Genomic DNA, 25,165 nt, shown 5'->3' on the forward strand with positions numbered 1-25,165 from the left:
AGACGTACCGGCCCGCCGTCAGAGTGCGACGCGAGCCGACCGCTTGACCGACGGGTCGATGCGTTCGGCCGCCAATCTTCCCGAGATCAACACCGTCGGAACGCCCACTCCGGGTGTGGTTCCGCATCCCGCCAGAACGATGTTGTCGGCACCTTTCACCAGGTTGCGACGACGGAACGGTCCGGTCTGCCGGAAGATGTGCGATGCGGAGAACGGCGTGCCGGCGACCATTCCCTGATCGAGCCACGTCTGCGGGGTGTCGATGTGGTCGATCTCGAGGTGCTCGGACACACCGGTGTATCCACGCTTCTCCATCTCGAGGAGAAGCTCGCGAACGTACGCATCGGTGATGGCAGGCCAGTCCAGCGGCGCGCTGTCGAGGTTGGGGCACGGCGCGAGGATGGAGATCGGCTCCTGCACCACGCCGTCGTGAGTGACACGCAGGCCGGGATCGGTGACCGACGTACGCGTGATCAGCAGGGACGGATCCGACATCAGGCGACCGCGGCCTCGGGACGCGGTCAGTTCACGGAACGTCTCGGCCCAGTTGTGGCCGAAGTCGATGACGTGGTGCGACCGCGACGACCACCCGGCGGTGACGTCGACGGGAACGCGTCCGTGGAACACGACGGCAGACGGTGACGCCCTGATCTTGCGGCGGAAGGTGATGCCCGCGGTGGCGAGCAGCCGGTCGGTGATCAGCAGGTCGGGCGTGAGGATCAGCGAGTCGCAGGTGATCCTGCCGCCGTCCTCGGTGACGACGGCCCTGGCGCGCGAGCCGCCCATCTCAACGCTGCGGACACCGGTGTTCAGCTCCAGTCGTCCACCCGCGCCGACGAATGCATCCGCCATGGCCTGCGCGATGGTCTGCATGCCGCCCTCGGGGAACGTCACACCCAGCGAGGTGTCCATGTGCGCGATCGCGGAGTAGACACCCAGAGCTTTCTCGGGTGCGACACCGGCGTACAGAGCCTGGAAGGTGAAGATCCGACGCAAGCGGGGATCCGAGATCAACGCGTCGATACGCTTGCCCAACTTGGCGAATCCGCCGAGGCGCAGCAACGTCAGAGTGTTCGCACGGGCCTTCTTCTCCGCGACCAGGTCGAGCGGTGAGTCGAAGTTGTCGTCGATGTACCGATCGAATTCTGCGTCGAACATCGACCCCAGCCAGGCGCGCAGCGTCCGGTACCGCTGCGCTTCGTCGGGGCCGCACTTCTCCTCGACCTCGGCGATCATCCGTTCGGGGTTCGAGTGCACGTCGATCGTGGTGCCGTCGGCGAAACGCGTGTGATAGGCCGGGTGAAGCGCGTGCAGACGCAGTTGCGGCGTCGTCGATTCCCGGGTCGCGCCGACCGCGGCGAGCGCCTGATCGATGAGGTGCGGCATCGTCAGCACGCTGGCGCCCGTATCGATCCGGTACCCGGGTGCCGCGACGGATCCCACCCGGCCGCCGACGGAGTCCGACTTCTCGAGCAGGGTGACCTCGCGGCCGGTTCCGCGCAGGTGCAGTGCGGCGGCCAGGCCGGACAACCCCGCCCCGACGACGACCACGTGATCGGTGGGTCCGGACACTGTCGCACGGGTCATGAACTTCTCCTGGTTGCTGTGTACGCCATGGCGGTGAGGCGGGCCTTGGCGTCCGCGGTGACGTTCGACGCGTCGAGGGCGGCGAGTGCGCTCTCCGTCAGTGCTGTGATGCGTCGTTCGACGTCCTCGACCGCGCCGAGGTCGACGATGTGGGCGCGAAGGACGTCGACCTCCTCGTCGGAGATATCGGTGCCGAGTCCTGCGCGGAGCCGGGCGGCGGCTGCCGGTGCGCTGCGATCGGCCTCGTCCAGTGCGGCGGCCATGAGCACCGTCCGCTTGCCCTCACGGAGGTCGTCTCCCGACGGCTTCCCGGTGACGGCGGGATCACCGAACACACCCAGAAGGTCGTCCCGAAGCTGGAAGGCGACGCCGATATCGGCGCCGAACGTGCTGTAGACCGACTGCAGATCCTCGCCCGCTCCGGCGAGCGCGGCGCCGATCAGCAGCGGCCGCTCCACCGTGTAGGCGGCCGTCTTGTAGCGATCGATCTGCAGGGCGGCCTCGAGGGAATCGTCCCCACTCGCCTCGACGGCGATGTCGAGCAGTTGCCCGCCCAGCACCTCGGTGCGCATCGCCGACCACACCGGAGTAAGGCGTTTCGCGGCGTCGGCGTCGAGGGCCGCGAAGCGGACCAGATCGTCGGCCCAGGTCAGCGCGAGGTCGCCGAGAATGATGGCCACCGACTCGCCGTACTTGTCGGAGTCTCCACTCCACCCGGCGGCGCGATGCCGCTCGGCGAAGGTGACGTGAACGGTGGGAAATCCGCGACGTGTCGACGAGCAGTCGATGATGTCGTCGTGCACCAGCGCGCAGCCCTGGACGAATTCGAGCGCCGCGAACACGTCGAGTGCGGCATCCGCCTCGACACTGTGCGGGTCTCCTCCCGCGCCGATCCACCCCGTCCAGGCGAACGCGGGACGGATGCGCTTACCGCCGCGCAGAACGAAGGCCGCCAGTTCTTCCGCGGCCTCCGCGTAGATCGGGCCGACAGCGTCGATCGTGCTCTGCTGCGAGGCGATGAACGTACGCAACGATCGTTCGACCGACGTCACGAACGATCCCTGAGGCCACTCGGAGCGGTCCGCGCCGACGGACGTGCTGGTGGACGTGTCGGACATGACCGGCGAGTGCGAGGCGGTGGACAGGATTTCCTCCGGTGATAGCTGCTGTGACGTAGGACGAGCGCATCTCGAGGTGATACGCAGAATCTTATCCGTCTATTCGGACACGACGGCTCGGGCGACGACTCGGCTCCCTGTGATCCAGGGAACGCTGCGCCGCGGCCGGCGGGGAAGAGGCCCCGTCGGATGAATCTATGATGTGTGTGTGACAGACGAGCTGCGCACTGCGCGCGTGAGCCGCACACCCTCGGTGGTGGATCGGTTGAATTCGGCCGCGCACGGGAGCGTTCCGTTCTCCGTCGAGTTCTCGCCGCCGCGCGACGAGGCAGCGGAGGACCGCCTGTGGCGGACCGTTCGATCCTTCGAGCAGATGCATCCGGCCTTCGTGTCCATGACGTACGGGGCCGGCGGATCCACCCGCGACCGGACCGTGCGCGTCACCGGCGAGCTCGCGGAACTGACGACACTTCTGCCCGTGGCTCATCTGACGGCGGTGTCGCACAGTCGCACGGAGTTGCGGTCGATGGTCGGTGCCTACGCCGATCGCGGTATCTCCAACATCCTCGTTCTCCGCGGTGATCCACCCGGTGATCCGCTCGGACCGTGGGAGAAGCATCCCGAGGGCGTCGAATACGCGGAGGAACTCGTTCGACTGGTCTGCGAGTTGGGCGACTTCCATGTCGGCGTCGCGTCGTTCCCGGAGGGCCATCACCGAGCTCCCGACCTGGACCACGACACGAAGCACCTGGTGGCGAAGCTGCGCGCCGGTGCGGAGTACTCGATCACCCAGATGTTCTTCGACGTCGAGGACTACTTGCGGCTGCGGGACCGCGTCGAGGCCTTCGATCCCGAGCAGGGACTCAAGCCCATCATCCCCGAGATCATGCCCATCACGTCGCTGCGGACCATCCGCCGAGCCATGGAGCTCTCCGGGTCCTCGGTTCCACCCGCCGTGGAGAAGCGCCTCACCGCCGCCGCGGGTACGGGCAGCGAGGAGGACCGCGCCGCCGTTCGGGCCGTCGGCATCGAACTGGCCACGGAGATGGGGGAGCGCCTGATCTCCGAGGGCGCGCCGGGTCTGCACTTCATCACGTTGAACTTTGCCAAGGCCACCACCGAGGTCGTCGAGAACCTCGGCTTGGCCAGGCCCGTTCCGGAGTCCTCGGGTGGGACCGGTGTTCCGTCAGCGCCGAGTGTCGAGAACTCGGGACTTCCATACGAGGGTTCCCTGGCGGCGACCCCGGTCCGATGAGGCGAGCAACGCCGTGCCCGCAGCGATCGACAGCGGGTGCAGTGCCGAGGTGACGACGTCCCGCGCGAACGTGTCGCCACTGCCCTCGGCTCGTCTCGCGGCCAGTCGCGACACCACTCCGGCCGCGTAGCCGACGGCGCCCCACCGGCGCATCGGTCCACCGACGACCAGTGCTGCCGGCGGTATGACCCAGATCGCGGTAGCGACCGCCGATACCGCGAGAGTGCCTGCAGCACCGCCGAACTGGGACCACAACCATTTCGCGTGGCCGGCACGAACCTGGGCGGCGTCCGTGTACATCCGGCAGCTCGCGACCCGTCCGCCGTACGCCACCGCGGTCGAGAAACCGTGTCGTCGAACATGCCGCACCAACGCGAGGTCGTCCGCGACCGCGAACCGTGTGCATGCGTGACCCCCGACATCGCGGTAGGCCGCGGCGTCGACGACGAGGAACTGTCCGTTGGCGACGCCCATCGACGGGCGCCGCCCGCTGTTCGCGGCGCGCACCAGCAACGTGACGGACCACGACCACGACAGCAGGGGTTGGACGAGACGCTCGACCGCGGTGACGGCGACCTCGCCGGGCCACGGACTGAGGAAGGCCGCGCCGAGATCACGCATCGACGCGGCGGCGGCGTCCAGGGCGTCGGGGTGCAGGCGGACGTCCGCGTCGAGGAACACGACGACGGTGGGGTCCGTCGTGGCCAGGGCGCGGGTCCCCAGGTCGATGCACGCGAGGGACTTGCCCATCCCGGCGTCGTCGAGGCCCGCCCTGGTGCGTCCGTGCAGCACGTCGAAGCGCGGGTCGTCACCGACGACGGCCAGAGCAGCCTCGGCGGTATCGTCCGACGACTCGTCGTCGAGGATCAACACGGTCAGCTGTGAGCGGGTCCGCTGGGCCATCAGGTCGCGCAGAAGATGCGGCAGCTGCGCCGCTTCGTCGCGGGCCGGGATGCAGACGGTGATCCGCTCTCCGTCGCGTACCGCATCGGCATCCCGTGGGCGGACGACGGGCGCGGAGAGGGCATTCGCCGACGCCACCGCCGCGGCAGCGACGGAGGTGAGCGTTCCCGCGATCACCGTCCGGCGACCGACCGAGGCCATGGAGCAACGGCCGATCGTCACGTCCTGTCGGCCGGCTGACGACGCCCGGGCCGGGAGGCCCCACGAGCGACGTACGCCATGCCGCCCACGATCGCGGCGACGCCGACGGTCACACCGAAGACGATTCCGGCCCAGCCTGCGAAGCTGCGGGTGTTCGGATCCGAGTAGCGAACCTCCGCCCGTAGCGTGCTCCGCTCGCCGGCGGGCAACTTCCAGGACACGACGTTGTCGCCTTCCCGTGCACCGTTCGTGGTGGCGACCCGCGCAGGGAACGCGATGGTGAACTGCACGTCGCTGCCCTGTGCGGGAATGTTGGACAGATCCACCTGTCCGGACAGCGTCACCAGATCCCCGGAACGGACCAGGGAGAGCTGGAACAGGCCGACCGACTGCTCGGACAACGCGGCAAGTTGCTGCACGTCTCCGAACGTCAGGTCGTTGAACAGCGCCTCGCTGCCCACGTAGCCGTCGGAGTTGTACGACTGCACGCGGATCTTGCTTCCGAGGGACTGCGGTACTTCCAGCCCGGGGCCCGTGTCACCGTCGGCGGTGGGCACGGTCGCCGCCACGATGCGACCGGACACCCGGTCGTTGGACGACACTCCCATCGACACCTGCGCGCGCAGGCAGCCCGCCAGCAGGGGGACCGTCATCAGCGCGAGGACGAGGACGGACAGAACTCGACGCGACGGGCGGAGGCGTCTGGTGGAGGACACGGCAGCGGGCTGGGACACAGCGGTCATCGTGCCAGGGTGCCCTGCCGATGTCAGTGAACGGGTCTGTCGAGCGCGCGCGTCGTGTCGACACGGACGAGACCGCGCCGCCGGGCGGTGACGGCGAACAGGAACGGAACGCCCACGACACCCATGGCGACGAGGCCGTACAGCGCCGACCATCCGAGGTTCGGCAGGAAGACCGCATGCGCCAGTGACGATCCCAGCCATGTCCAGACGAACAGCCCCCACGGGACGACGTACGAGACGTCTCGGATTCTCGATCGTCCGACGCGTCCCAGCAGTTCCATGGCGCAGGCCATGAGCGTCGCGACGAGCAGCCAGCCGACGTAGTTGGTCCACGGGATGCCGGGCAGCCCGGGTAGAGCCGCGAAGGTGCTGCACCATGCCCACTGGCCGTCCGCCACCATCTGCGGGTCGAGATACAGGTCCCATCCGACGACGCCCACGGTGGTCAGCGCGATGCGGGGGAGCACGGGGGCGTGAAGTTTCCCGGTCACGACCCGTGCCGCGCACCAGACGGGGTACAGCCCGGCGGTCCAGGCGAACGGAACGACCACCGGCACATGCGCGATCGACGGTCCGATCCGATCCTGCGCGTAGGCGTAACAGCCGAACGGCATGCCCGTCCGGGTCCCGATGATCTCGGCCGTCAGCCCGATGCCGGCGGTGACGACGACCATGGCCGTCGCCCAGCCGACACCGCGCGCCGACGCAGCATGCGTGATGCACGCTGCGGCGAGCAGCGCGACCACGCAGAACGTCACCGCGTCCTTGGTGCCGCCCGAGACGAGCGGGTAGCTGATCTGTGCGAGCACCGCCGCCAGTGCGAACGCGAGTGCCACCGGCGTGGGCGCCGCGTTCCGGGCGGACGGCCGGGTCATCGGCGCGAAGGCAGCGCCGACCCGACCCGCGACACGGCGCGGCGAAGGGGGCTGCCCGCACGCTCGGCCATCGCCAGTCGTGCCGCGCTGCGCCCACTCGATCCGGACACCCCGCCGCCGGGATGCATGGAGGCTCCGGTGAGGAAGAAGGACGGCGCTCCCGGAACGGTCATCCCGGCGAGCGCGGGCATGGGTCGCCACATCATCATCTGGTGCAGCGACATCTCCACGTGCATGACGTTGCCGCCGATGAGCCCGAGTTCCTGCTCGAGGTCCCACGGTGACTGGGTATGGCGCTCGAGGATGCTGTCCGCGAAACCGGGGGCGTACTTGTCGACCTCGGCGACGATCCGGTCGCCTTCGAGCTCGGCGACGTCCGGGCTGCCGCCTCGCCAGGTCCGTCCGTCGGCGAGCGTGTACGGATGCCACTGCGACCACAGCGACACCTGATGCTCGCCCGGCTTGGCGATCGACGGATCGACCGCGCTGAAGCTCATGGCGAGCACGACGGGCGCCGGGGGTAGGTCTCCGGCAGATGCGGCACCGTGCGCACGACGTAGCTGTGCTCGGTCGTGTACCAGCAGTTGCAGTCCCCGCGTGGACGATTCGAGGCTGGGAGCGCCCGGGTACTGCGGGAGCTCGGACGTCGACGCACGCACGACCATGCCGATGCCGGGGCCGACGTCGATCTGTCGACGCCAGGATTCGGTCGTGGCGGTGTCGAATCCACCCGCGTCGAGAAGGTCGAGCGTGGTCAGGATGTGACACCCGGCGATGACGGTCCGGGCGCGAACCTCCTCGCCGCCGGCGGTGCGGACGGCCCACCCGTCACCGTGTCGCGTCACCGACGTCACGGCGTCGCCGAGTGACACCGTTCCGCCGTCCGCCTCGATCTTCGTCTGGAGGGCCACGCTCAGTGCCCCGCTACCGCCGACCGCCCGGCCCGGCGGAGTGGTGTGCATGAGCGCGTTGAACGCGACCATGGGCGCGGTTCCCGGCTCGGACATCGGGGGACCGGACTGCGCGCCGAACCATGCGAGAGCCGCCTTGAGCCGCTCGCTGTCGAACCACCGGTTCAACAGGGAATCTCCCGAGGCGAGGAACTCGCGCGACAGAGCCGCCGCGCCATCACTCGCGTCCATTCCCCAGAACGACGACAGCAGGGCACGACCGGTCGGGGGACTGCCGAAGGACTTCATCACCCGCGCGCTGCGGGGACCCCACAGCGCGACGAACGCCCGGTAGGCATCCGCATCCTTGCGGCCACACGCGGCTTCGATCGACGCGCACGTCGCGTCGAGATCGACGGAGAAGACGATTCCGGGCTGATCCGTTCCGGGGGGCGGGGGAGCGAAAGCCCACGGATCGCAGTCGAGATAGCGAAGGCCGTGGTCGCCGAGGCGGAGTTCCTCGATGATGCCGGTCTGCCGGATCATGATGTGGGCGGACGATCCGCGGTCCACCTTGTGGCCGGGGAAGCGCTCCACCGTGGAGGCGGCCCCACCGACGACGGTGTCGCGTTCGAGCACCCGTACCGACCATCCTGCGTCGGTGAGGTAGGCGGCGGAGACCAGTGCGTTGTGGCCGGATCCGATGACGGCGGCATCGATCACGTGATCGGCCTCATTTCTGTGGTGGTGGTGAACGGTGACGCGGTTCCCTCTGTCGACGGTAGGCCGCGTTCTGTCAGAGGTAATTCGCGGCCGAGGACGGCGAAGGGTCGGGAATCACCGGCGAAGTGGAAACGTCGCACGACGTCGACGAAACCCATTCTGCGGTAGAGCCTCCATGCTCGGTTGTCCTCGCCCGCCACTTCGGGTGTCGAAAGCAGCACCGCGCTCTCTCGGCGTCCGTCGAGCAGCGCGAGCAGGAGGCGTTCTCCCAGACGGTGCCCCTGCGCCTCCGGAGAGACGTGGAGTTCGGTGAGTTCCACGTAGTCGGCCAGCATCGCTTCGGAGCGCTCGTGTGACCACCCGGCTCGCCGCATTCCGTCACGAACCTGTTGGTGCCACCACTGGTGGGGTGCGCCTCGGTAGCAGTACGCGATGGCGACGAGCGGGCGGTGACCTTCGTCTCCCTCCGGTGCCAGCGCGCCGACGGCGTGCCAGCCGGGACGCAGGATGTGTTCCGCCCACATCGGCGCACGGTGGAGTTCGGTGCCGCGTGGATAGCCCATCGCCGCGACGTAGACCGAGAGCGCCTCGGTGAGCCGTCGCCGCATCTCCTGTGGAGACAGCTCGATCAGCACCGGACCGTGGTCCGAGACCTGTTCGGCGGCGTCCGACACGGTGTTCACCTCGATTCCTCGCCTCGATCCCTGGCTTCCTGTCGGTGGCCCGCGCTATGGTGAATCCATCGAACACGCGTTCGAATGGATCGTGCCTCGGCGCCGAACGGTTCCGGCAGGTCGATTCTGCAACGATGTCCGACCTCCATGCTTACATCGCCCTCGTTCGGGCCGCTCGGCGGACTGTTCGAAGGGTCCGCGGTGTTGTACGGAGAGAACACCGACACGAGGGATGGGTCAGACAGGGAGGTCCGGCAATGATGGCAAACCCGACAGTCCACAGCTCGACGGTTCGCGGTTCTGCGGCGCGCGGTCCGGCAGAGGCAGACGCGGCACACCGCGCCCCGGTCGGCGGTAGTGCGGAGCGCTCCACTGTCGTGTCCATCCGTGCGAAGACGTCGGCACCGCGTCCCTATGCGCGGGCTCGGATGCTGCTCCGTCGTGCCGACGCCATCCTGGGGGATGCTGCCGGTGCGCCGTCGGCGGCGGACCGTTTCCTGGAGTCCTACGTAGCGGCTCTGCGCGGCGCGGGCGCGTTGCTCGACGCGGTCGATCCGGTCCCCAAGCGCGGCGCGTCACGCAGCGCGTGGGTGCGCATGCAGGTGGCTGCTCCGGACTTCACCGAGTGGGCTGCGTACTTCTCCGCGTACTCCGCGCTCCGCGCCTCCATCGAGGCCGGATCCGCGGACCGTCTCGACGAGGCGGAGGCCGACGAGTTCTTCCTGCAGGTCGGGCGCTTTCTGCACCGTGTGGAAGACCGCGTGAACGTCCGTTCCGACGACGTCGCGGTGCCCGCCTAGGGCCGGTCGCCACCACGGCGGCGATTTTTCTCGCATACTGGTGGTGCAGGTAGGTGGTACGCCGCCGATTCTGCTCGTATCATCGTCAACAGGTAGCCGGGACCGATCGGCTACCTCTCGCTTCTGGCAAAGAAGCGAGAGCCATCATCCAGTGCCGGGGGAGGTACCGTGCCACTCTCCGAGCACGAGCAGCGCATGCTCGATCAAATCGAGAGCGCTCTCTATGCCGAGGACCCCAAGTTCGCGTCTACCGTGCGCGGCGGACGGATTCGGGCCGCGTCCACGCGGCGTCGTTTCCAGGCCGTCGCCCTGTTCGTGATCGGCCTCATTCTGCTCATCGCAGGTGTGGCTCTCCCGATCAAGCCCGGTGGATTCCCGATCATCAGCCTCGTCGGCTTCGTGTTCATGTTCGGGTCGGGCGTGCTTCTCCTGTTGCGCAAGCCCGCCACGTCACAGTCCGATCGATCCGGCGGCGCCGACACCGCGTCGCCAGGGGAGACACGTCGTCCGGGATCCGCGCCGCGCCGCGGCCCCCGCCGGGGCTTCTCCTCACGTATGGAAGACCGCTTCAAACGCCGTTTCGACCAGGAGTAGCGCGCACAGAACCGACGCGCGCGGATCCTGGTCCGCATCGACCGCCACAGCGCGGCACCCCCGACGGGGTGCCGCGCTGTTGTCGTCTGTGTGGGTCCGGTGGCGTCGCATAGCGGTCTCGGGCAACTCGCGCCCCACCTCGCCCCACGATCGGCTCCGCGATCCCGCGAATCCCCACCGCGCCCCACAGCAACTCACCAATCGCTGATCGCGGACACCACCGATTACAGGGCCCCCTCTCACCTGGCCTTATTCGTTGCGGTGAGCCCCACTCGGCCATCTGTTGCCGTGGGCCTGCCGCGGCCACTGTCCGGGCGAAATAATTTCTCCCACCACCCCCCACCGCTGTCACCTGCATCTTTCGTGATCCCTCACTAATTCGATGCTCCACATCGATTGAATGTGGGGGAAAGTGGGGTAATGTGGTGGACAGCGGAGATCAGGAACGCCCCGCGACATGCACGATGCGGGTCCGAGCAGGAGGTGCCGAGTGTTTCTCGGTACCTACACGCCCAGACTCGACGACAAGTACCGGCTGACGCTGCCGGCGAAGTTTCGCGAAGACCTGGCGGGAGGAGTGATGGTGAGCAAAGGGCAGGACTACAGCTTGGCCATCTATCCCCGTGACGTATTCGCGGAGCGGGTGGAGAAGCTGTCGAAGGCTTCTCGTTCCAACCCCCAGGCTCGCGCGTACATCCGCAACCTGGCGGCCGGAACCGACGAGCAGCGGCCGGACACGCAGGGTCGCATCACCATCGGGTCCTCGCATCGCGAGTACGCGAAGCTGTCCAAGGACTGCGTCGTCATCGGCTCGATGGATCACCTCGAACTCTGGGATGCCGCGGCATGGGAGCGGTACTCGCAGGAGCATGAAGAAGATTTCTCGCAAGCTGTCGATGAATCATTGATGGGAATGTTGTAAACCCGTATGTCGTAACAGATTTCGGGCCGGCGGCGAGTGCCGCGTGGCCTCTGCCCGAAACCGGGCCTTGACGTACTTCCCCAACGCCAAGTACCGGTCGGACCCTGACGTACTTCCCCAACGCCAGGTTCCACTGTCGGACAGAGACCTCGACGCACTCCCCGCCACCTCCGGCACAGTCACACAGCACGACATGCGAACCAGGCGGGAGATCACCACGATGGCGGAGGACGAACCCCGATCCGCTTCCCGCTTCTCTCACGTACCGGTCCGACTGCACCGCGCCGACGAACTTCTCGGTCCCGCGTTCGGTGCAGCCGTCGACACCGATCGAGATCCCGTCTACATCGACGCCACTCTCGGACTCGGCGGACATGCCGAACATTTCCTCGACACGTACCCGCGCCTTCGCCTGATCGGTCTCGATCGCGATCCCGATGCACTGGCCATGGCAGCGGAGCGTCTCTCACGATTCGGTGACCGCGTCACTCTGATCGCCACCACGTACGACGGCATCGAGGACGCCCTGGACACCGCCGGCCTCGCAGCGAAGGACAGTGTCGACGGGATCCTGTTCGACCTCGGAGTGTCGTCCATGCAGCTCGACTCGGCCGAGCGCGGATTCGCCTACTCCGTCGATGCCCCGCTCGACATGCGGATGGATCCCACCACCGGCCGGACCGCCGCGGACATCCTCAACACCGCGACACACGGTGAGATCGCCCGCATCCTCAGCACGTACGGCGAAGAGCGGTTCGCCGGCAGGATCGCCTCGGCCATCGTGCGCCGCCGCGAGACCGAGCCGTTCGTCACCAGTGGCCCACTGGTGGAACTCCTTTACGCCAGCATTCCCGCCGCCACCCGCCGTACCGGGGGACACCCGGCCAAGAGGACGTTCCAGGCACTCCGGGTCGCCGTCAACGAAGAGCTGGACTCGCTTCGCGACGCCATCACGCCGGCACTCGAGTCGCTGGTGATCGGCGGCCGCATCGTCTTCATGTCCTACCAGTCGCTCGAGGACCGCGTCGTCAAGCAGGAACTGACGCCGCTCACTCGGTCGACCACCCCGGACGGTCTGCCGATGGAGCTGCCCGGCAGCGGACCGGAATTCCGCGTACTCACCCGCGGGGCCGAGAAGGCCCCGCAAGACGAGATCGACGACAACCCCCGTGCTGCACCGGTGAGACTCCGTGCAGCCGAACGCATTTCCAGGAGGTCGTCATGAGTGTTCCGGTGGATACACCCGGAACGGGCGGTCGCCGCGACGTCGGCTCTTCGCTCGAGACCGTTCGTACACCCCGCCCACCGGCTCGCACCGGCGCGGCACGACGCGCGTACGACAAGCGCCGACAGCGTGCGATGTCCCACGAGTCGGATCCGCGCGCTGCTCGGACGCAGCGATCCCTCGCCGGACGGGTGCCGTTCGTGGCCACGATCATGGGGCTGCTCGCGATCGGGTTGGCCTCGACCCTTCTGCTCAGTACGCGGGCGGCCGAGGACTCGTATCTGCTCAGTGCCGGGCGCGCGGAGAACCAGTCGCTGACCGAACAGGCAGCGGCACTGCAGCGCGATCTGGAAATCGCGCAGTCGGCACCGGAGCTGGCTCGTCGTGCGACGGCGCAGGGCATGATCCCGACGAAAGACGTTCCCCGACTGGTCGTCCAGCCCGACGGGATGGTCCAGGTGATCGGAACCCCGGCGCCGGCATCGGGTCCTCCCGCTCCCGACTTCGCGTCGGCGACCCCGAGCGGTCCGGGTGTGCCGATGGCGTCCCGCCCGGGTGCCCCCGCTGCGACCGGTGGGGAAGCGCTGACACCGGTCACTCGCGGCACGTCCGCGTCGGCGACTCCGACTCCGTCGTCGACCCCGGCCACCAGCACGCCCCCGGCCACGAGCACGCCGACGACCACCACGCCCCCGCCCGCAGCGACGACGACTGCGGCGCAACCCGTTCCGACACCTGCGCCCGCCAACGGCGAGCAGCAGGTCCCCATCGCAGGAGGCGCCCGGTGACGACGCGGCAACCGTATCGCCCCGCTGATCGCGGAATGCGTTCCCCACAGCACGATCCGCGTCGACGCAGCGATCCCGGGTCGGGCGGACCGCGCCCCCCGGGTCCTCCTCGTCGTCGTGGGCCGAAGAAGAGCGAGACGTTCGACTTCAGGTTCCGCTACGGACGCTTCGCGATGTTCGCGGTGCTCGGTGTCGCCACGTTGCAGCTGCTGTGGATCCAGGGCATCGACGCACCCACGTTGTCGGCGCAGTCGGCCAGCCAGCGGACGACGACGGTCGTGGACCCGGCGGTGCGCGGGTCGATCACCGACCGTCAGGGCAATCCCATCTCCTTCACGATGGAGGCGAAGGCGCTGACGTTCCAGCCCCAGCGCGTCCGCGTGCAGCTCGAAGAGGCTCGCGCGAAGGACGACACGGCTCCCGATCCGGACGTCCGGATCCGCGAGATCGCGGCAGGTGTCCACGGCATCCTCGGTGATCTGGTCTCCGAGTCCGATCTGATCTCGAAGATGACCAGCTCCGCGTCCTTCGAGTATCTGGTGCGCAGCATCGATCCCGCCGTTGCCGCGGAGATCACCGAGAAGTTCCCCGAGGTAGGCCTCGAACGGCAGGACATCCGCGAATACCCGGGTGGCGCCCTGGCCGCGAACATCGTCGGCGCGACCGGATGGGACGGACACGGCCTGCTCGGTCTCGAGGACTCGATGGATCCGGTCCTGGCCGGAACCGACGGTTCCCGCACCTACGACCGAGGGAGCGACGGCGCCGTCATCCCCGGCAGTTGGCGCGACCAGCAGCCGGCCATCGACGGGTCGACAGTCGAGCTGACGCTGGACAGCGACATCCAGTACTACGTGCAGCAGCAGGTCCAGCAGGCCAAGGACCTCTCCGGAGCGAAGAACGCGTCCGCCGTCGTTCTCGACTCCCACACCGGGCAGGTCCTGGCGATGGCCAACGACGGCACGTTCGATCCGTCGATCGGCGTCGGCAACAACTCCGCGTCCGCCCAGATGGGCAATCTGTCCGTGTCGAGCCCGTTCGAACCGGGCTCGGTCAACAAGATCATCACCGCCGCAGCAGCCGTCGACGAAGGACTGACGAACCCGGACGAGGTGCTGCAGGTACCGGGCAGCATCACGATGTCCGGCGCCACCGTCAAGGACGCGTGGGATCACGGGGTCGCGCCGTACACGACCACCGGCGTCTTCGGTAAGTCGTCCAACGTCGGAACCCTGATGCTCGCGCAACGTGTCGGCGAGGATCGGTACGCCGACATGCTGGACAAGTTCGGTCTGGGCCGGCGCACCGACGTCGGCCTTCCCGGCGAGAGTGCCGGCAGCGTTCCGGCCCGCGACCAGTGGTCGGGCGGAACGTTCGCCAACCTCCCCATCGGCCAGGGTCTGTCCATGACCCTCCTGCAGATGACCGGGATGTACCAGGCCATCGCCAACGACGGACTCCGCATCCCGCCGCGCATCGTCTCGGCGACCGTGGGAACCGACGGGCAGCGCACCGAGGAGCCGCGGCCCGACGGCGTCCAGGTGGTCAGCCCGGAGACGGCGAAGACCGTGCGTGACATGTTCCGCGCCGTCACCCAGAGCGACACCGGCAACCAACGCGGCACGGGTGTCGCGGCAGGTATCGAGGGATACCAGGTCAGCGGTAAGACCGGTACCGCGCAGCAGGTGGATCCGGAGTGCAAGTGCTACTCCAACTCGAGCTACTGGATCACCTTCGCCGGTATCGCTCCGGCCGACAACCCTCGCTACGTGATAGGCATCATGCTCGACGCGCCGACCCGGAGTTCCGACGGTTCGGGCGGACAGTCCGCTGCACCGCTCTTCCACACGATCGCGTCCTGGATGCTCCAGCGAGATGCGGTTCCGCTGTCCGCAGAGGGACGACGGCTGGTTCTCCAGGCCGACCAGTAGGCCGCGCAACAGCGCGGCGACACGGCGCTCACCTGCCGCGACACCCGCTTGCCGACGGCACGTCCGCCGCGGGGTCGGCTCGCCGGTAATCTGATGCGTCGGCTGTCGGCATGTCCGTCGTCTACTCGACCGTGTCACAGCCGCATGTCCGAATTTCCTGCCCGACCGGACACCGGGTCCCGATCCACACGAGGAGCGTCATCGAAGTGCCCAGCACGTCCCTCCGCCCGCAGCGGCCTCCGGTCACGTCGGCGAGCGATCTGGCACGCGCCGTAGGTCTTCGCCGGGGCATCCTCCGCGGAGGCGCGCTCGAGGAGTCGTCGGACGACGTGCGGGTGACGGGCATCGAGCTCCGTGCGCAGAACATCGTGGCCGGAGACGTGTTCGCGGCCCTGCCGGGTGCGCGCTCGCACGGGGCCACCTTCGCCGCCGACGCCCTCTCCCGCGGTGCAGTCGCTGTCGTGACGGACGACGAGGGTCTGGCTCTGATGAGTACCGACGGCGTGCCCGACGGAGTCGCCGTCCTCGTGCACCCACGTCCCCGCGACGTTCTCGGCGCACTGTCGGCGGCCGTCTACGATTCGCCGTCGTCGAAGATGACGGTCATCGGGATCACCGGCACCTCGGGCAAGACCACCACCTCCTATCTGGTGGAGGCTGCGCTACGGGCCGGCGGGCGCACTCCCGGATTGATCGGAACCATCGAGACCCGCATCGGCACCGAGCCCGTTCCGTCCGCGTTGACGACGCCCGAGGCTCCGAATCTGCACGCGATGTTCGCCGCGATGTACGAGCAGGGTGTGGACACCGTGGTCATGGAGGTGTCGTCGCACGCGTTGTCGTTGGGACGTGTCGACGGCACGAGCTTCGCGGTGGGCGCGTTCACCAACCTGTCGCAGGATCATCTCGACTTCCACCACACCTTCGAGGACTACTTCGCGGCGAAGGCTCGACTGTTTGCCCCGGACTCAGCGGTCCGCGCGGCGCGGGCGGTCGTGTGTATCGACGATCAGTGGGGCCGGCGGATGGCGGACATCGCGTCCGCGACCGCCGCACCCGTGACGGTCTCGACGGACGGGAGCGGCGCCGCGGGGTCGTGGACGGTCGGCGCGTGGGCTCCCGGATCGGACGGAACGCAGACTTTCGAGGTGTCCCACGGAGACGAGGTGCTGTCCGCGCGCTTGCGCATCCCCGGCCGGTACAACGTCGCCAATGCCGTACTCGCCGCGGCCGTCTGCGCCGAGGTGGGTGTCGATCCCGCGACCGCGTTCGACGCGATGGCCACTGTCGACGTGCCGGGACGGATGCAGCGGGTCGAGCGCGGTCAGTCGTTCCTCGCCGTCGTCGACTATGCACACAAGCCGGCCGCCCTGGATGCAGTCCTCTCCACGTTGCGGGCCTCGACGGACGGCCGGATCGCCGTGGTCGTCGGCGCGGGCGGCGATCGTGATGCGGAGAAGCGACCGATCATGGGCAGGTCCGCGGCAACTGCCGCCGACCTGGTGATCATCACGGACGACAATCCCCGCTCCGAGGATCCCGCCGCCATCCGCACCGCCATCCGGCGCGGGGCCGACGAGGTGCCCGGCGATCGGAGCGGAGAGGTCCGCGAGATCTCCCCGCGTGACGACGCGATCGATGCCGCTGTTCGGTGGGCACGCCCCGGTGACGTGGTGCTCGTGGCCGGCAAGGGTCACGAGGTGGGCCAGGACGTGGGCGGAACCAAGCACCCGTTCGACGATCGACTGGTGCTAGCCGAGGCCATAGAACGACTGAGAGGCTCGATGTGATCCGACTGTCCTTGGCCGCCATCGCGGAGATCGTGGGCGGAACGCTGCACGACGTACCCGATCCCACCGCCGAGGTGACGGCGGGAGTCGAGTTCGACTCCCGCACGATCACCCCGGGTGGGCTGTTCCTCGCATTGCCGGGGGAGCGCGTGGACGGACACGAGCACGCGGCCGGAGCGATCGCAGCCGGAGCCGTCGCGGTCCTCGCGGGGCGTCCGGTCGGAGTGCCGGCCATCGTGGTCGAGCACGCCGACGGTCCGGGACCGGCCGTTCTCGCGGCCTTGGCGACGCTCGCGCGAGCGTCCGTCGCCGACCTGGTGGCCGGCGGACTCACGGTCGTGGGGGTGACCGGTTCGTCGGGCAAGACCTCGACGAAGGACCTGATCCGCGCGGTACTCGAGCGCGCAGGATCGGTGGTCGCTCCTCCTGGATCGTTCAACAACGAGCTGGGCCATCCGTGGACCGCGCTGCGTGCCGACGCGTCGACGAAGTTCCTCGTTCTCGAACTGTCCGCGCGCGGCCGGGGGCACATCGCGGAGCTCGCCGCGATCGCGCCGCCCCGTATCGGCGTCGAGCTGAACGTCGGCACGGCACATCTGGGTGAATTCGGCTCGCGTGAGATCATCGCCGAAGCGAAAGCCGAACTGGTGCAAGCACTTCCGGCCGACGAAGCCGGTGGCGTCGCCGTCCTGAACCTGGACGACCCTCTGGTCGCGGCGATGGCGTCGAAGACGACGGCACGGGTGGTGACGTACGGCCAGAACGAGGGTGCCGACGTCCATGCGCGGGACATCGTTCTCGACGACACCGCTCGCGCGTCCTTCACGATGGTCACGCCGTCGGGATCGGCGCCGGTGTCCCTGCTGGTGCACGGGGAACATCAGGTGGGGAACGCGCTCGCGGCCGCCGCGGTGGGACTCGAGTGCGGCATGGACGTCGAGACGATCGCCGCGGCGCTGTCCGGTGCCGAGGCCGCGTCCGCACGGCGGATGGATGTCCGTACCCGGGCCGACGGAGTCACCGTCGTCAACGACTCGTACAACGCCAATCCCGACTCCGTCCGCGCTGCGCTGAAGGCTCTGGTCACCATGGCGCGCAGTGGCCGAGACGGTGGTCGGCGGTCGTGGGCCGTGCTGGGAGAGATGGGGGAGTTGGGCGACGATTCCGTCATCGAGCACGATCGCATCGGCCGGCTCGCCGTCCGACTGGCCGTCAGCAAGATCATCGTCGTCGGGACCGGCCGACCCTCCCACGGGATGTATCAGGGGGCGGTGATGGAAGGGTCCTGGGGCGACGAGGCCTACCTCGTCGACGATCCGGCCGCGGCGATCGAGCTGCTGCGGGAAGAGATTCTCCCGGGCGATCTGGTGTTGGTGAAGGCGTCCCGGTCGATCGGCCTGTGGACCGTCGCGGAAGCGTTGCTCGACGAGCAGGGGGAGACTCGGTGAGACAGATTCTGTTCGCGGGAGGGATCGCGCTCGCGGTCGCCATCCTGCTGACACCCGTCCTGATCAAGGCGTTCTCCAAGCAAGGATTCGGCCAGGAGATCCGCGTCGAGGGGCCGGCGAGCCACCAGTCGAAGCGGGGCACGCCCACCATGGGCGGTGTGGCGATCCTCGCCGGTCTGTGGGCAGGCTACTGGGGGTCGCACCTCATCGGCGTCGGGTACGACGCGGACGGCCCGTCCGTCTCCGCGCTCCTGGTCCTCGGCTTGACGACGGTTCTGGGCGTGGTCGGGTTCCTCGACGACTTCATCAAGATCCGCAAGCAGCGCAACCTGGGGCTGAACAAGACGGCGAAGCTGGTGGGCCAGCTGATCGCGGCCGTCATCTTCGGTGTGCTGGCCTTGCAGTTCAACGGCGCGGGCGGTCTGACGCCGGGCAGCGTCCAGCTGAGCTACGTGCGTGACATCGCGACGGTGTCCATGGGCGGAGTCGTCTTCATCCTGTTCTGCTACCTGCTGGTCAGCGCCTGGTCCAACGCCGTCAACCTGACGGACGGCCTCGACGGCCTCGCAGCAGGATCGATGACCCTGGTGCTCGGCGCGTACACGGTCATCACGTTCTGGCAGTACCGCCAGTCGTGCACCACCGAGCCGGGCCCCGGTTGCTACGACGTGCGCGATCCGCTCGACCTGGCCCTGATCTGTGCGGCCGCGGCCGGAGCGTGCATCGGATTCCTCTGGTGGAACGCCGCCCCCGCGAAGATCTTCATGGGGGACACCGGGTCGCTGGCACTCGGCGGTCTGCTGGCCGGGCTGTCGATCGTGACGCGCACCGAGTTGCTGATGGTCGTCATCGGCGCGCTGTTCGTGGCCGAGGCCGCGTCCGTCGTCATCCAGGTGGCGGTGTTCCGGTCGAGCCGTCGACGGGTGTTCCGGATGGCCCCGTTCCACCACCACTTCGAACTCGGAGGGTGGGCCGAGACGACGGTCATCATCCGGTTCTGGTTGCTGGCGGCCATCTCGTCCGCGGTGGGCCTGGCGCTCTTCTACAGCGAATACCTCTCGGCGATCGGTGACTGACGTGGTCACGGAGGAACCTCGCGCCCCGCTCGGATCTCCGCTCGACCTGCAGGGGCGACGCGTGCTCGTCGCCGGCGGCCGGGTGTCCGGTCGAGCGGTCGTTCCGGCCCTGCACGACGTGGGCGCCCTGGTCACGGTCACCGATTCCGACGTGTCGTCGTTGGAGACGTGTGCCGCGCTCGGTGTGGACACGGTGCACATGGATTCCGTGGCGACGGATCGCGACGCCGTCGCCGAGTACGCCCTGGTCGTCACCAGCCCCGGCTTCCGGCCCGACTCGCCGCTGCTCACCACTGCGCTGACCGTCGGCGTGCCGGTCTGGGGCGACATCGAGTTCTCGTGGCGGATCGATCGCGCCGAGGTCTACGGACCGGCTCGGCAATGGTTGGTGGTGACCGGCACCAACGGCAAGACGACCACCACGTCGATGGTGGAGTCGGTCCTCGAGGCCGCCAACCTTCCGTCCGCCGCGTGCGGGAACATCGGCGTCCCGGTGATGGACGCGCTCCGCCGCGAACCACGCGCGGATGTGCTCGCGGTCGAACTGTCGTCGTTCCAACTCTTCTGGGCGCCGTCGGTGCAGCCTGCGGCCGGCGTGGTGCTCAACATCGCCGAGGATCACCTCGACTGGCACGGCGGTATGGACGCCTACGTCCAGGCGAAGCTGCAGGCGCTGCGTGGAGACATCGCCGTGGTCGGTCTCGACGACGCGGTAGCGGCGTCTCTGCGCGATCGTTCGACCGCGGAGACGACGGTCGGTTTCACGGCCGGTGAGCCGGACGCCGGCGATGTCGGGGTGATCGACGGCGCGATCGTCGATCGTGCGTTCGGTGACTGCGTCTCGCTGGTGGACATCTCGATCATCGAGCCGTCCGGTCCCGCCGGGTTGCAGGACGCGTTGGCCGCGTCGGCTCTGACTCGAGCGATCGGTGTCTCTCCGGCTGCGGTCGACGCCGGCCTGCGAGCCTTCCGCGTCGGTCCGCACCGTGCCGCCACGGTGCGAACGCTGGCCGGCGTGCGATTCGTCGACGATTCGAAGGCCACCAATCCGCACGCGGCCCGGTCGTCGATCCTGGCGCACGATCGCGTCGTGTGGCTCGCGGGCGGGATGCTCAAGGGCGCCGAGGTAGACGATCTGATCTCGGAGATCCGGTCCCGACTGGTCGCCGCCGTGGTGTTCGGCCAGGACGGGGACCGGATCGCGTCAGCACTCGCGCGACACGCCCCGGATGTGCCCGTCGTTCGGGTGCCGCCGGGAGACGATGCTGAAGTGGCCGATGCGACTGATGTGACTGACGGTGACGAAGTGATGACGAAGGCGGTCCGTGCGGCCGCTGGCCGAGCCGAGTCCGGCACGACCGTGCTGCTGGCTCCGTCCACCGCCTCCTTCGACCAGTTCCGCGACTACGGGCACCGCGGGGACAGCTTCGCGGCGGCCGCGCTCGCTCTCACCGAGAGCGACCTCGGGGGTCGACCGGCATGACGCAGGCTCGCGGCACCGCCACGACACCACCGTCGCGCGCGGGTGGTCCCATCGCGCCCGGACCTCTCGGCGCGACACGTCCCGAGCGGACGACCGGTCGTCGCCCGGTTCGAGCGAAGTTCGAGACGTGGATCGATCGTCCTCTCGCCTCGTTCCACCTGATCATCACCGTTGCCGCGCTGCTCACCACGCTCGGACTGGTCATGGTGCTCTCCGCGTCGTCCGTCGAGGCGTACGCCGAGGACGGATCGGCGTACACGATGTTCACGCGCCAGGCGATCTTCACCGTGGTCGGGCTCGTGATGTTCGTGTTCGCGCTGCGGGTCCCGATCCGCCTGGTGCGCAAGCTGTCACTGCCGCTGTTCGTGATCTCGATCGTGATGTTGGTCCTGGTGCTCATCCCCGGTATCGGCACGGTCGCCCAGGGAACTCGCGGGTGGTTCACCATCGGCGGGGTCGGCCTGCAGCCGTCCGAGATCGCCAAGGTGACGTTCGCGGTGTGGGGTGCGCACCTGCTCGCATCGAGAAGAGCCGAACGAGCGGGGCTCAAGGAACTTCTGATTCCGCTGGTTCCTGCCGCGATGGTCGTGTTCGGACTCATCGTGCTGCAACCGGACCTCGGAACCACGGTTGCGCTCGGCATCATCCTGATGGCGCTGCTGTGGTTCGCCGGCCTGCCGGTCAAGGTGTTCGGCTCCGTCGTCGGTGGGCTCTTCCTCGCCGCCGCCACCCTCGCCATGACCGCCGGATACCGATCGGCTCGCATCCAGAACTGGCTGAACCCTGGCAGTGATCCCCAGGGCATCGGCTACCAGTCGCGTCAGGCTCTCTACTCGCTCGCGGACGGCGGGATGTTCGGACTCGGCCTCGGTCAGAGTCGGGCCAAGTGGAGCTACCTTCCCAACGCGCACAACGACTTCATCTTCGCCATCATCGGTGAGGAACTCGGTCTGGTGGGCTGCGTCGCCGTCATCGGACTTTTCGGCATCCTGGTCTTCACGGGCTTGCGTATCGCCGCACGGGTTCCCGATCCGTTCATGAAGATCCTCGTCGCGACCTTCACCGTGTGGATCCTGGCGCAGGCCGCGATCAACATCGGCTACGTCGTCGGACTGCTTCCCGTCACCGGCCTCCAGTTGCCCCTGGTGTCGGCAGGTGGAACGTCCACGGCCATCACACTTCTGGTGCTCGGACTTCTCGCGAACATCTCTCGGCACGAACCCGAAGCGGTGGCGGCCCTGGCATCCGGTCGCGACGGAAGGTTCGGGCGGTTGCTGAGACTGCCGGTGCCAGAGGTGTATTCGCCGGCCCGGTCGTCGCAGGCTCGCGGGCGGGGCGCTGTCGCCGCGCCGCCGCGTCGCCGGGCGATTCCCCCGCAGGACGCGCGTCGCGCAGCGCCACAACGGATGTCGGGACGCGCCGAGCACCAGCAGCCGCGGCGCGGCGCACCACATCAGGACCCGAGGGCGGAGCGAGGCCGGCAGAGTCCTCGCCGCACCCCACCCCGAGAACGGAGATACGACCGGTGACAAGTTCTTCCGGCGTGTCCGTCGTCGTCGCCGGCGGCGGCACGGCCGGACACATCGAACCAGCTCTCGCGGTGGCGGATGCCCTGCGGGAGCTGGACCCGTCGGTGCGGGTGACGGCCCTGGGTACCGAGCGTGGACTCGAGACCACTCTCGTTCCCGCACGCGGTTACCCGCTCGCGCTGATCCCGCCGGTTCCGTTGCCGCGCAAGCTGACCGGCGCATTGCTGGGTCTGCCCGCGAAAGTCGTGCGCTCGGTGCGCGAGACACGCAAGGTCTTGCGCGAGGTCGACGCGGATGTCGTGGTCGGGTTCGGTGGGTACGTCGCGCTTCCGGCCTATCTCGCCGCGCGAGGCTCGGTGCCGATCGTCGTGCACGAGGCCAATGCGCGCGCCGGTATCGCCAACAAGGTCGGAGCGCGTCTCGCGACGCGCGTCCTGGCCGCCGTCGACGGGTCGGGAATCCATGGGCGTGGGCGCAGCGATGCGGAGGTCGTCGGCATCCCGGTCCGGCCCACGATCACCGATCTCGACCGCGCCGGCCTGCGCGCGGAGGCCCGCGAGCATTTCGGTCTTCCCCAGGACGGCCCCGTTCTTCTGGTGTTCGGCGGATCCCAGGGCGCGCGATCGCTGAACGTCGCGGTGTCCGGAGCCGCGGCCGCTCTGCGCGCGGCAGGTGTGTCCGTGCTGCATGCACACGGACCGAAGAACACGCTCGACCTGCCTACACCGTCGGACGACGGCTCGGTGACACCTGCGCCGTACGTGGCCGTCCCGTACCTGACGCGGATGGATCTGGCGTACGCCGCGGCGGACGCCGTCGTGTGCCGCTCGGGCGCCATGACCGTCGCGGAGGTCTCGGCAGTCGGTCTGCCCGCCTTCTACGTACCCTTGCCTCATGGCAACGGGGAACAAGAGCTCAACGCGGGCCCGGTCGTCGCGGCCGGGGGCGGCGTCGTGATCGCCGACGCCGATCTCACACCGGACTTCGTGTCGTCCGATGTGGTGGCATTGCTGACCGATCCCGCACGGTTGGGATCGATGAGCGCGGCTGCCGCCGGTGCGGGGCATCGCGGCGCGGCGGCACACGTCGCGCGCATCGTCCTGGACATCGCACGGGGCGGAGGCGACCGATGAGTACCTCCTCGGTCGATCCGACCCTTCCTCCCGAACTGCAGCGCGTCCACATGGTGGGCATCGGCGGAGCGGGAATGTCCGGGATCGCCCGCATCCTGCTGTCCCGCGGGGGTCAGGTGTCCGGTTCCGATGCGAAGGAGAGCCGCGGCGTCAAGGCTCTGCGCGCTCGCGGTGCGCTGATCCGCATCGGTCACGACGCGTCGGCTCTCGACATGCTCGACGGCGGCCCCACAGCACTCGTCACCACGCATGCCGCCATCCCCAAGACCAACCCGGAACTAGTCGAGGCGGCGGATCGCGGCGTGCCCGTTCTGCTCAGGCCTGCTGTGCTCGCGTCCTTGATGCGCGGATTCCGCACCGTGCTCGTCTCGGGCACGCACGGGAAGACCTCGACGACGTCGATGCTCGTCGTCGCTCTGCAGCACTGTGGAGCGGACCCGTCGTTCGCCGTCGGCGGCGAACTCAACGAGGCCGGCACCAACTCGCACCACGGCACCGGCGAGGTCTTCGTGGCCGAGGCGGACGAGAGCGATGGGTCACTCCTGCAGTACGACCCCGATCTGATCGTCGTGACCAACGTGGAGGCGGATCATCTCGACTACTTCGGTAGCGAGGACGCGTACGTGCAGGTCTTCGACGACTTCGCGGCGCGATTGTCTCCCGGCGGCGCCCTGGTGGTGTGCACGGACGATCCCGGATCGCGTGAACTCGCCCGCCGCGTCGCCCAGCGTGCGCCCGAGGGTGTCCGCGTCCTGGGGTACGGCTCGGACGACGCCGGTATCGAGGGCGTCGAGACGGCGGCCGAGCTGCTGGGGTGGTCCCCGGAGGACACGGGCGGTGTCGTGCAGTTCCGCTTGGCGGGGGAGGAGCGGGCGCGCACGGTCCGTCTCGGTGTCCCCGGGCGGCACATGGCCCTCAACGCGATGGCGGCTGTCGTCGCAGCTCGCGAGACGGGCGCCGGTGTCGACGAGATCGTCGAGGGTCTCGCCGGATTCGCGGGCGTTCACCGACGCTTCCAGCTGCAGGGACGCGAACGCGGCGTCCGGGTGTTCGACGACTACGCCCACCACCCGACGGAGGTTCGTGCCGTTCTCGGTGCTGCCGCCGATCTGGTCCGCACCGCCGATACGGCGACGCCGGGCCGCGTGATCGTCGTGTTCCAGCCGCATCTGTACTCCCGCACCGCGACGTTCGCGGATCAGTTCGCCGCGGCACTCGATCTCGCGGACGAGGTCGTCGTCCTCGACGTGTACGGCGCCCGCGAGGATCCGGTACCGGGGATCAGCGGCGCCACCGTCGCCCGGTCGGTCACCAAACCCGTTCACTACCAACCGGATCTGTCCGCAGCGTCTCGTCAGGTGGCGGGGCTGTGCGTCTCCGGCGACATCGTGGTGACGATGGGCGCGGGCGACGTGACGATGCTCGGGAGCCAGATCCTGGACGCCCTCCGCTCGACGCCGGCGCGGCGCTGAGCGGG

General features: G+C 68.6%; 21 protein-coding genes. 14 read left to right on the forward strand and 7 right to left on the reverse strand.

The genetic code is table 11. From position 1 onward, the window contains the following. Positions 1-18 precede the first annotated feature (18 nt). Both crtI and AC0IX4_RS09930 read right to left on the reverse strand, forming a co-directional pair. Entirely contained in the window at positions 19-1,587 is a 1,569-nt protein-coding gene (gene crtI / locus AC0IX4_RS09925; protein WP_042575183.1) for a phytoene desaturase family protein, read from the reverse strand. Further along, complete coding sequence (locus tag AC0IX4_RS09930; protein ID WP_471828864.1) at positions 1,584-2,705, reverse strand: polyprenyl synthetase family protein; 1,122 nt, start codon at positions 2,703-2,705, stop codon at positions 1,584-1,586. The genes crtI and AC0IX4_RS09930 overlap by 4 nt, the downstream gene beginning before the upstream one ends. A 235-nt stretch (positions 2,706-2,940) precedes the next feature. On the opposite strand from AC0IX4_RS09930, the gene AC0IX4_RS09935 reads away from it, so the two are divergent. Continuing rightward, positions 2,941-3,960 carry a methylenetetrahydrofolate reductase gene (locus tag AC0IX4_RS09935; RefSeq protein WP_471829286.1) on the forward strand — a complete coding sequence of 340 codons (1,020 nt, stop codon included), beginning with the start codon at positions 2,941-2,943 and terminating at the stop codon, positions 3,958-3,960. On the opposite strand, the gene AC0IX4_RS09940 is transcribed toward AC0IX4_RS09935, so the two are convergent. The 5 genes from AC0IX4_RS09940 to AC0IX4_RS09960 are packed head-to-tail and all read right to left on the reverse strand — an operon-like array spanning position 3,892 to position 8,903. Then, positions 3,892-5,085, reverse strand: a complete 1,194-nt coding sequence (locus tag AC0IX4_RS09940) for a glycosyltransferase family 2 protein (RefSeq protein WP_471828865.1) — start codon at positions 5,083-5,085, stop codon at positions 3,892-3,894. The two genes, AC0IX4_RS09935 and AC0IX4_RS09940, sit on opposite strands and share 69 nt — an antisense overlap. Further along, a complete protein-coding gene (locus AC0IX4_RS09945) occupies positions 5,082-5,807 on the reverse strand; it encodes an LppM family (lipo)protein (protein ID WP_042575181.1) in 726 nt (241 codons plus the stop codon). Before AC0IX4_RS09945 ends, AC0IX4_RS09940 begins: the two co-directional genes overlap by 4 nt. Before the next feature lie 23 nt (positions 5,808-5,830). Beyond that, positions 5,831-6,682 carry a carotenoid biosynthesis protein gene (locus tag AC0IX4_RS09950; RefSeq protein WP_471828866.1) on the reverse strand — a complete coding sequence of 284 codons (852 nt, stop codon included), beginning with the start codon at positions 6,680-6,682 and terminating at the stop codon, positions 5,831-5,833. Further along, positions 6,679-8,295: a phytoene desaturase family protein gene (locus AC0IX4_RS09955; protein ID WP_471828867.1), complete on the reverse strand. Its 1,617-nt coding sequence runs from the start codon at positions 8,293-8,295 to the stop codon at positions 6,679-6,681. The genes AC0IX4_RS09950 and AC0IX4_RS09955 overlap by 4 nt, the downstream gene beginning before the upstream one ends. Continuing rightward, positions 8,292-8,903 (reverse strand): GNAT family N-acetyltransferase, encoded by a 612-nt coding sequence (locus tag AC0IX4_RS09960; protein ID WP_471829288.1) that lies wholly within the window; start codon positions 8,901-8,903, stop codon positions 8,292-8,294. Before AC0IX4_RS09960 ends, AC0IX4_RS09955 begins: the two co-directional genes overlap by 4 nt. A gap of 326 nt (positions 8,904-9,229) precedes the next feature. Between AC0IX4_RS09960 and AC0IX4_RS09965 the strand changes: the two genes are divergently transcribed. From AC0IX4_RS09965 to murC, 13 genes are all read left to right on the forward strand, one after another. Continuing rightward, the gene (locus AC0IX4_RS09965; RefSeq protein WP_471828868.1) at positions 9,230-9,769 is read left to right on the forward strand and encodes an SAV_6107 family HEPN domain-containing protein; all 540 of its coding nucleotides are present in this window, start codon (positions 9,230-9,232) and stop codon (positions 9,767-9,769) included. Positions 9,770-9,937: 168 nt separating this feature from the next. Further along, a complete protein-coding gene (locus AC0IX4_RS09970) occupies positions 9,938-10,363 on the forward strand; it encodes a DUF3040 domain-containing protein (RefSeq protein WP_042575178.1) in 426 nt (141 codons plus the stop codon). Positions 10,364-10,853: 490 nt separating this feature from the next. Continuing rightward, entirely contained in the window at positions 10,854-11,285 is a 432-nt protein-coding gene (mraZ, locus tag AC0IX4_RS09975; RefSeq protein WP_056075822.1) for a division/cell wall cluster transcriptional repressor MraZ, read from the forward strand. Positions 11,286-11,505: 220 nt separating this feature from the next. Then, positions 11,506-12,510 carry a 16S rRNA (cytosine(1402)-N(4))-methyltransferase RsmH gene (rsmH, locus tag AC0IX4_RS09980; RefSeq protein ID WP_042575280.1) on the forward strand — a complete coding sequence of 335 codons (1,005 nt, stop codon included), beginning with the start codon at positions 11,506-11,508 and terminating at the stop codon, positions 12,508-12,510. Further along, entirely contained in the window at positions 12,507-13,298 is a 792-nt protein-coding gene (gene ftsL, locus AC0IX4_RS09985; protein WP_052493294.1) for a cell division protein FtsL, read from the forward strand. Before rsmH ends, ftsL begins: the two co-directional genes overlap by 4 nt. A 35-nt stretch (positions 13,299-13,333) precedes the next feature. Then, complete coding sequence (locus AC0IX4_RS09990) at positions 13,334-15,229, forward strand: peptidoglycan D,D-transpeptidase FtsI family protein (RefSeq protein ID WP_471829290.1); 1,896 nt, start codon at positions 13,334-13,336, stop codon at positions 15,227-15,229. 206 nt (positions 15,230-15,435) lie between these two features. Beyond that, positions 15,436-17,019: a UDP-N-acetylmuramoyl-L-alanyl-D-glutamate--2,6-diaminopimelate ligase gene (locus AC0IX4_RS09995; RefSeq protein WP_471828869.1), complete on the forward strand. Its 1,584-nt coding sequence runs from the start codon at positions 15,436-15,438 to the stop codon at positions 17,017-17,019. After that, the gene (locus tag AC0IX4_RS10000; protein ID WP_471828870.1) at positions 17,016-18,467 is read left to right on the forward strand and encodes a UDP-N-acetylmuramoyl-tripeptide--D-alanyl-D-alanine ligase; all 1,452 of its coding nucleotides are present in this window, start codon (positions 17,016-17,018) and stop codon (positions 18,465-18,467) included. The genes AC0IX4_RS09995 and AC0IX4_RS10000 overlap by 4 nt, the downstream gene beginning before the upstream one ends. Continuing rightward, entirely contained in the window at positions 18,464-19,543 is a 1,080-nt protein-coding gene (gene mraY / locus AC0IX4_RS10005; protein WP_042575268.1) for a phospho-N-acetylmuramoyl-pentapeptide-transferase, read from the forward strand. Before AC0IX4_RS10000 ends, mraY begins: the two co-directional genes overlap by 4 nt. 1 nt (position 19,544) lies before the next feature. Continuing rightward, positions 19,545-21,026 (forward strand): UDP-N-acetylmuramoyl-L-alanine--D-glutamate ligase, encoded by a 1,482-nt coding sequence (gene murD / locus AC0IX4_RS10010; protein WP_471828871.1) that lies wholly within the window; start codon positions 19,545-19,547, stop codon positions 21,024-21,026. Beyond that, positions 21,023-22,555, forward strand: a complete 1,533-nt coding sequence (gene ftsW, locus AC0IX4_RS10015; RefSeq protein ID WP_471828872.1) for a putative lipid II flippase FtsW — start codon at positions 21,023-21,025, stop codon at positions 22,553-22,555. The genes murD and ftsW overlap by 4 nt, the downstream gene beginning before the upstream one ends. Next, positions 22,552-23,688: an undecaprenyldiphospho-muramoylpentapeptide beta-N-acetylglucosaminyltransferase gene (gene murG, locus AC0IX4_RS10020; protein WP_471828873.1), complete on the forward strand. Its 1,137-nt coding sequence runs from the start codon at positions 22,552-22,554 to the stop codon at positions 23,686-23,688. The genes ftsW and murG overlap by 4 nt, the downstream gene beginning before the upstream one ends. Further along, on the forward strand, positions 23,685-25,160 hold the full coding sequence (gene murC, locus AC0IX4_RS10025; RefSeq protein WP_471828874.1) for a UDP-N-acetylmuramate--L-alanine ligase: 1,476 nt from the start codon (positions 23,685-23,687) through the stop codon (positions 25,158-25,160). The genes murG and murC overlap by 4 nt, the downstream gene beginning before the upstream one ends. Positions 25,161-25,165: the final 5 nt, after the last annotated feature.

This window comes from Rhodococcus sp. AC861, assembly GCF_979256035.1.

Excerpts from the sequence above, each read along its gene's own strand:
- crtI (WP_042575183.1), bottom strand. The coding sequence starts at position 1,587 with ATGACCCGTGCGACAGTGTCCGGACCCACCGATCACGTGGTCGTCGTC.
- AC0IX4_RS09930 (WP_471828864.1), bottom strand. The coding sequence starts at position 2,705 with ATGTCCGACACGTCCACCAGCACGTCCGTCGGCGCGGACCGCTCCGAG.
- AC0IX4_RS09945 (WP_042575181.1), bottom strand. The coding sequence starts at position 5,807 with ATGACCGCTGTGTCCCAGCCCGCTGCCGTGTCCTCCACCAGACGCCTC.
- AC0IX4_RS09950 (WP_471828866.1), bottom strand. The coding sequence starts at position 6,682 with ATGACCCGGCCGTCCGCCCGGAACGCGGCGCCCACGCCGGTGGCACTC.
- AC0IX4_RS09960 (WP_471829288.1), bottom strand. The coding sequence starts at position 8,903 with ATGCGGCGACGGCTCACCGAGGCGCTCTCGGTCTACGTCGCGGCGATG.
- AC0IX4_RS09965 (WP_471828868.1), top strand. The coding sequence starts at position 9,230 with ATGGCAAACCCGACAGTCCACAGCTCGACGGTTCGCGGTTCTGCGGCG.
- rsmH (WP_042575280.1), top strand. The coding sequence starts at position 11,506 with ATGGCGGAGGACGAACCCCGATCCGCTTCCCGCTTCTCTCACGTACCG.
- ftsL (WP_052493294.1), top strand. The coding sequence starts at position 12,507 with ATGAGTGTTCCGGTGGATACACCCGGAACGGGCGGTCGCCGCGACGTC.
- AC0IX4_RS09990 (WP_471829290.1), top strand. The coding sequence starts at position 13,334 with ATGCGTTCCCCACAGCACGATCCGCGTCGACGCAGCGATCCCGGGTCG.
- ftsW (WP_471828872.1), top strand. The coding sequence starts at position 21,023 with ATGACGCAGGCTCGCGGCACCGCCACGACACCACCGTCGCGCGCGGGT.
- murC (WP_471828874.1), top strand. The coding sequence starts at position 23,685 with ATGAGTACCTCCTCGGTCGATCCGACCCTTCCTCCCGAACTGCAGCGC.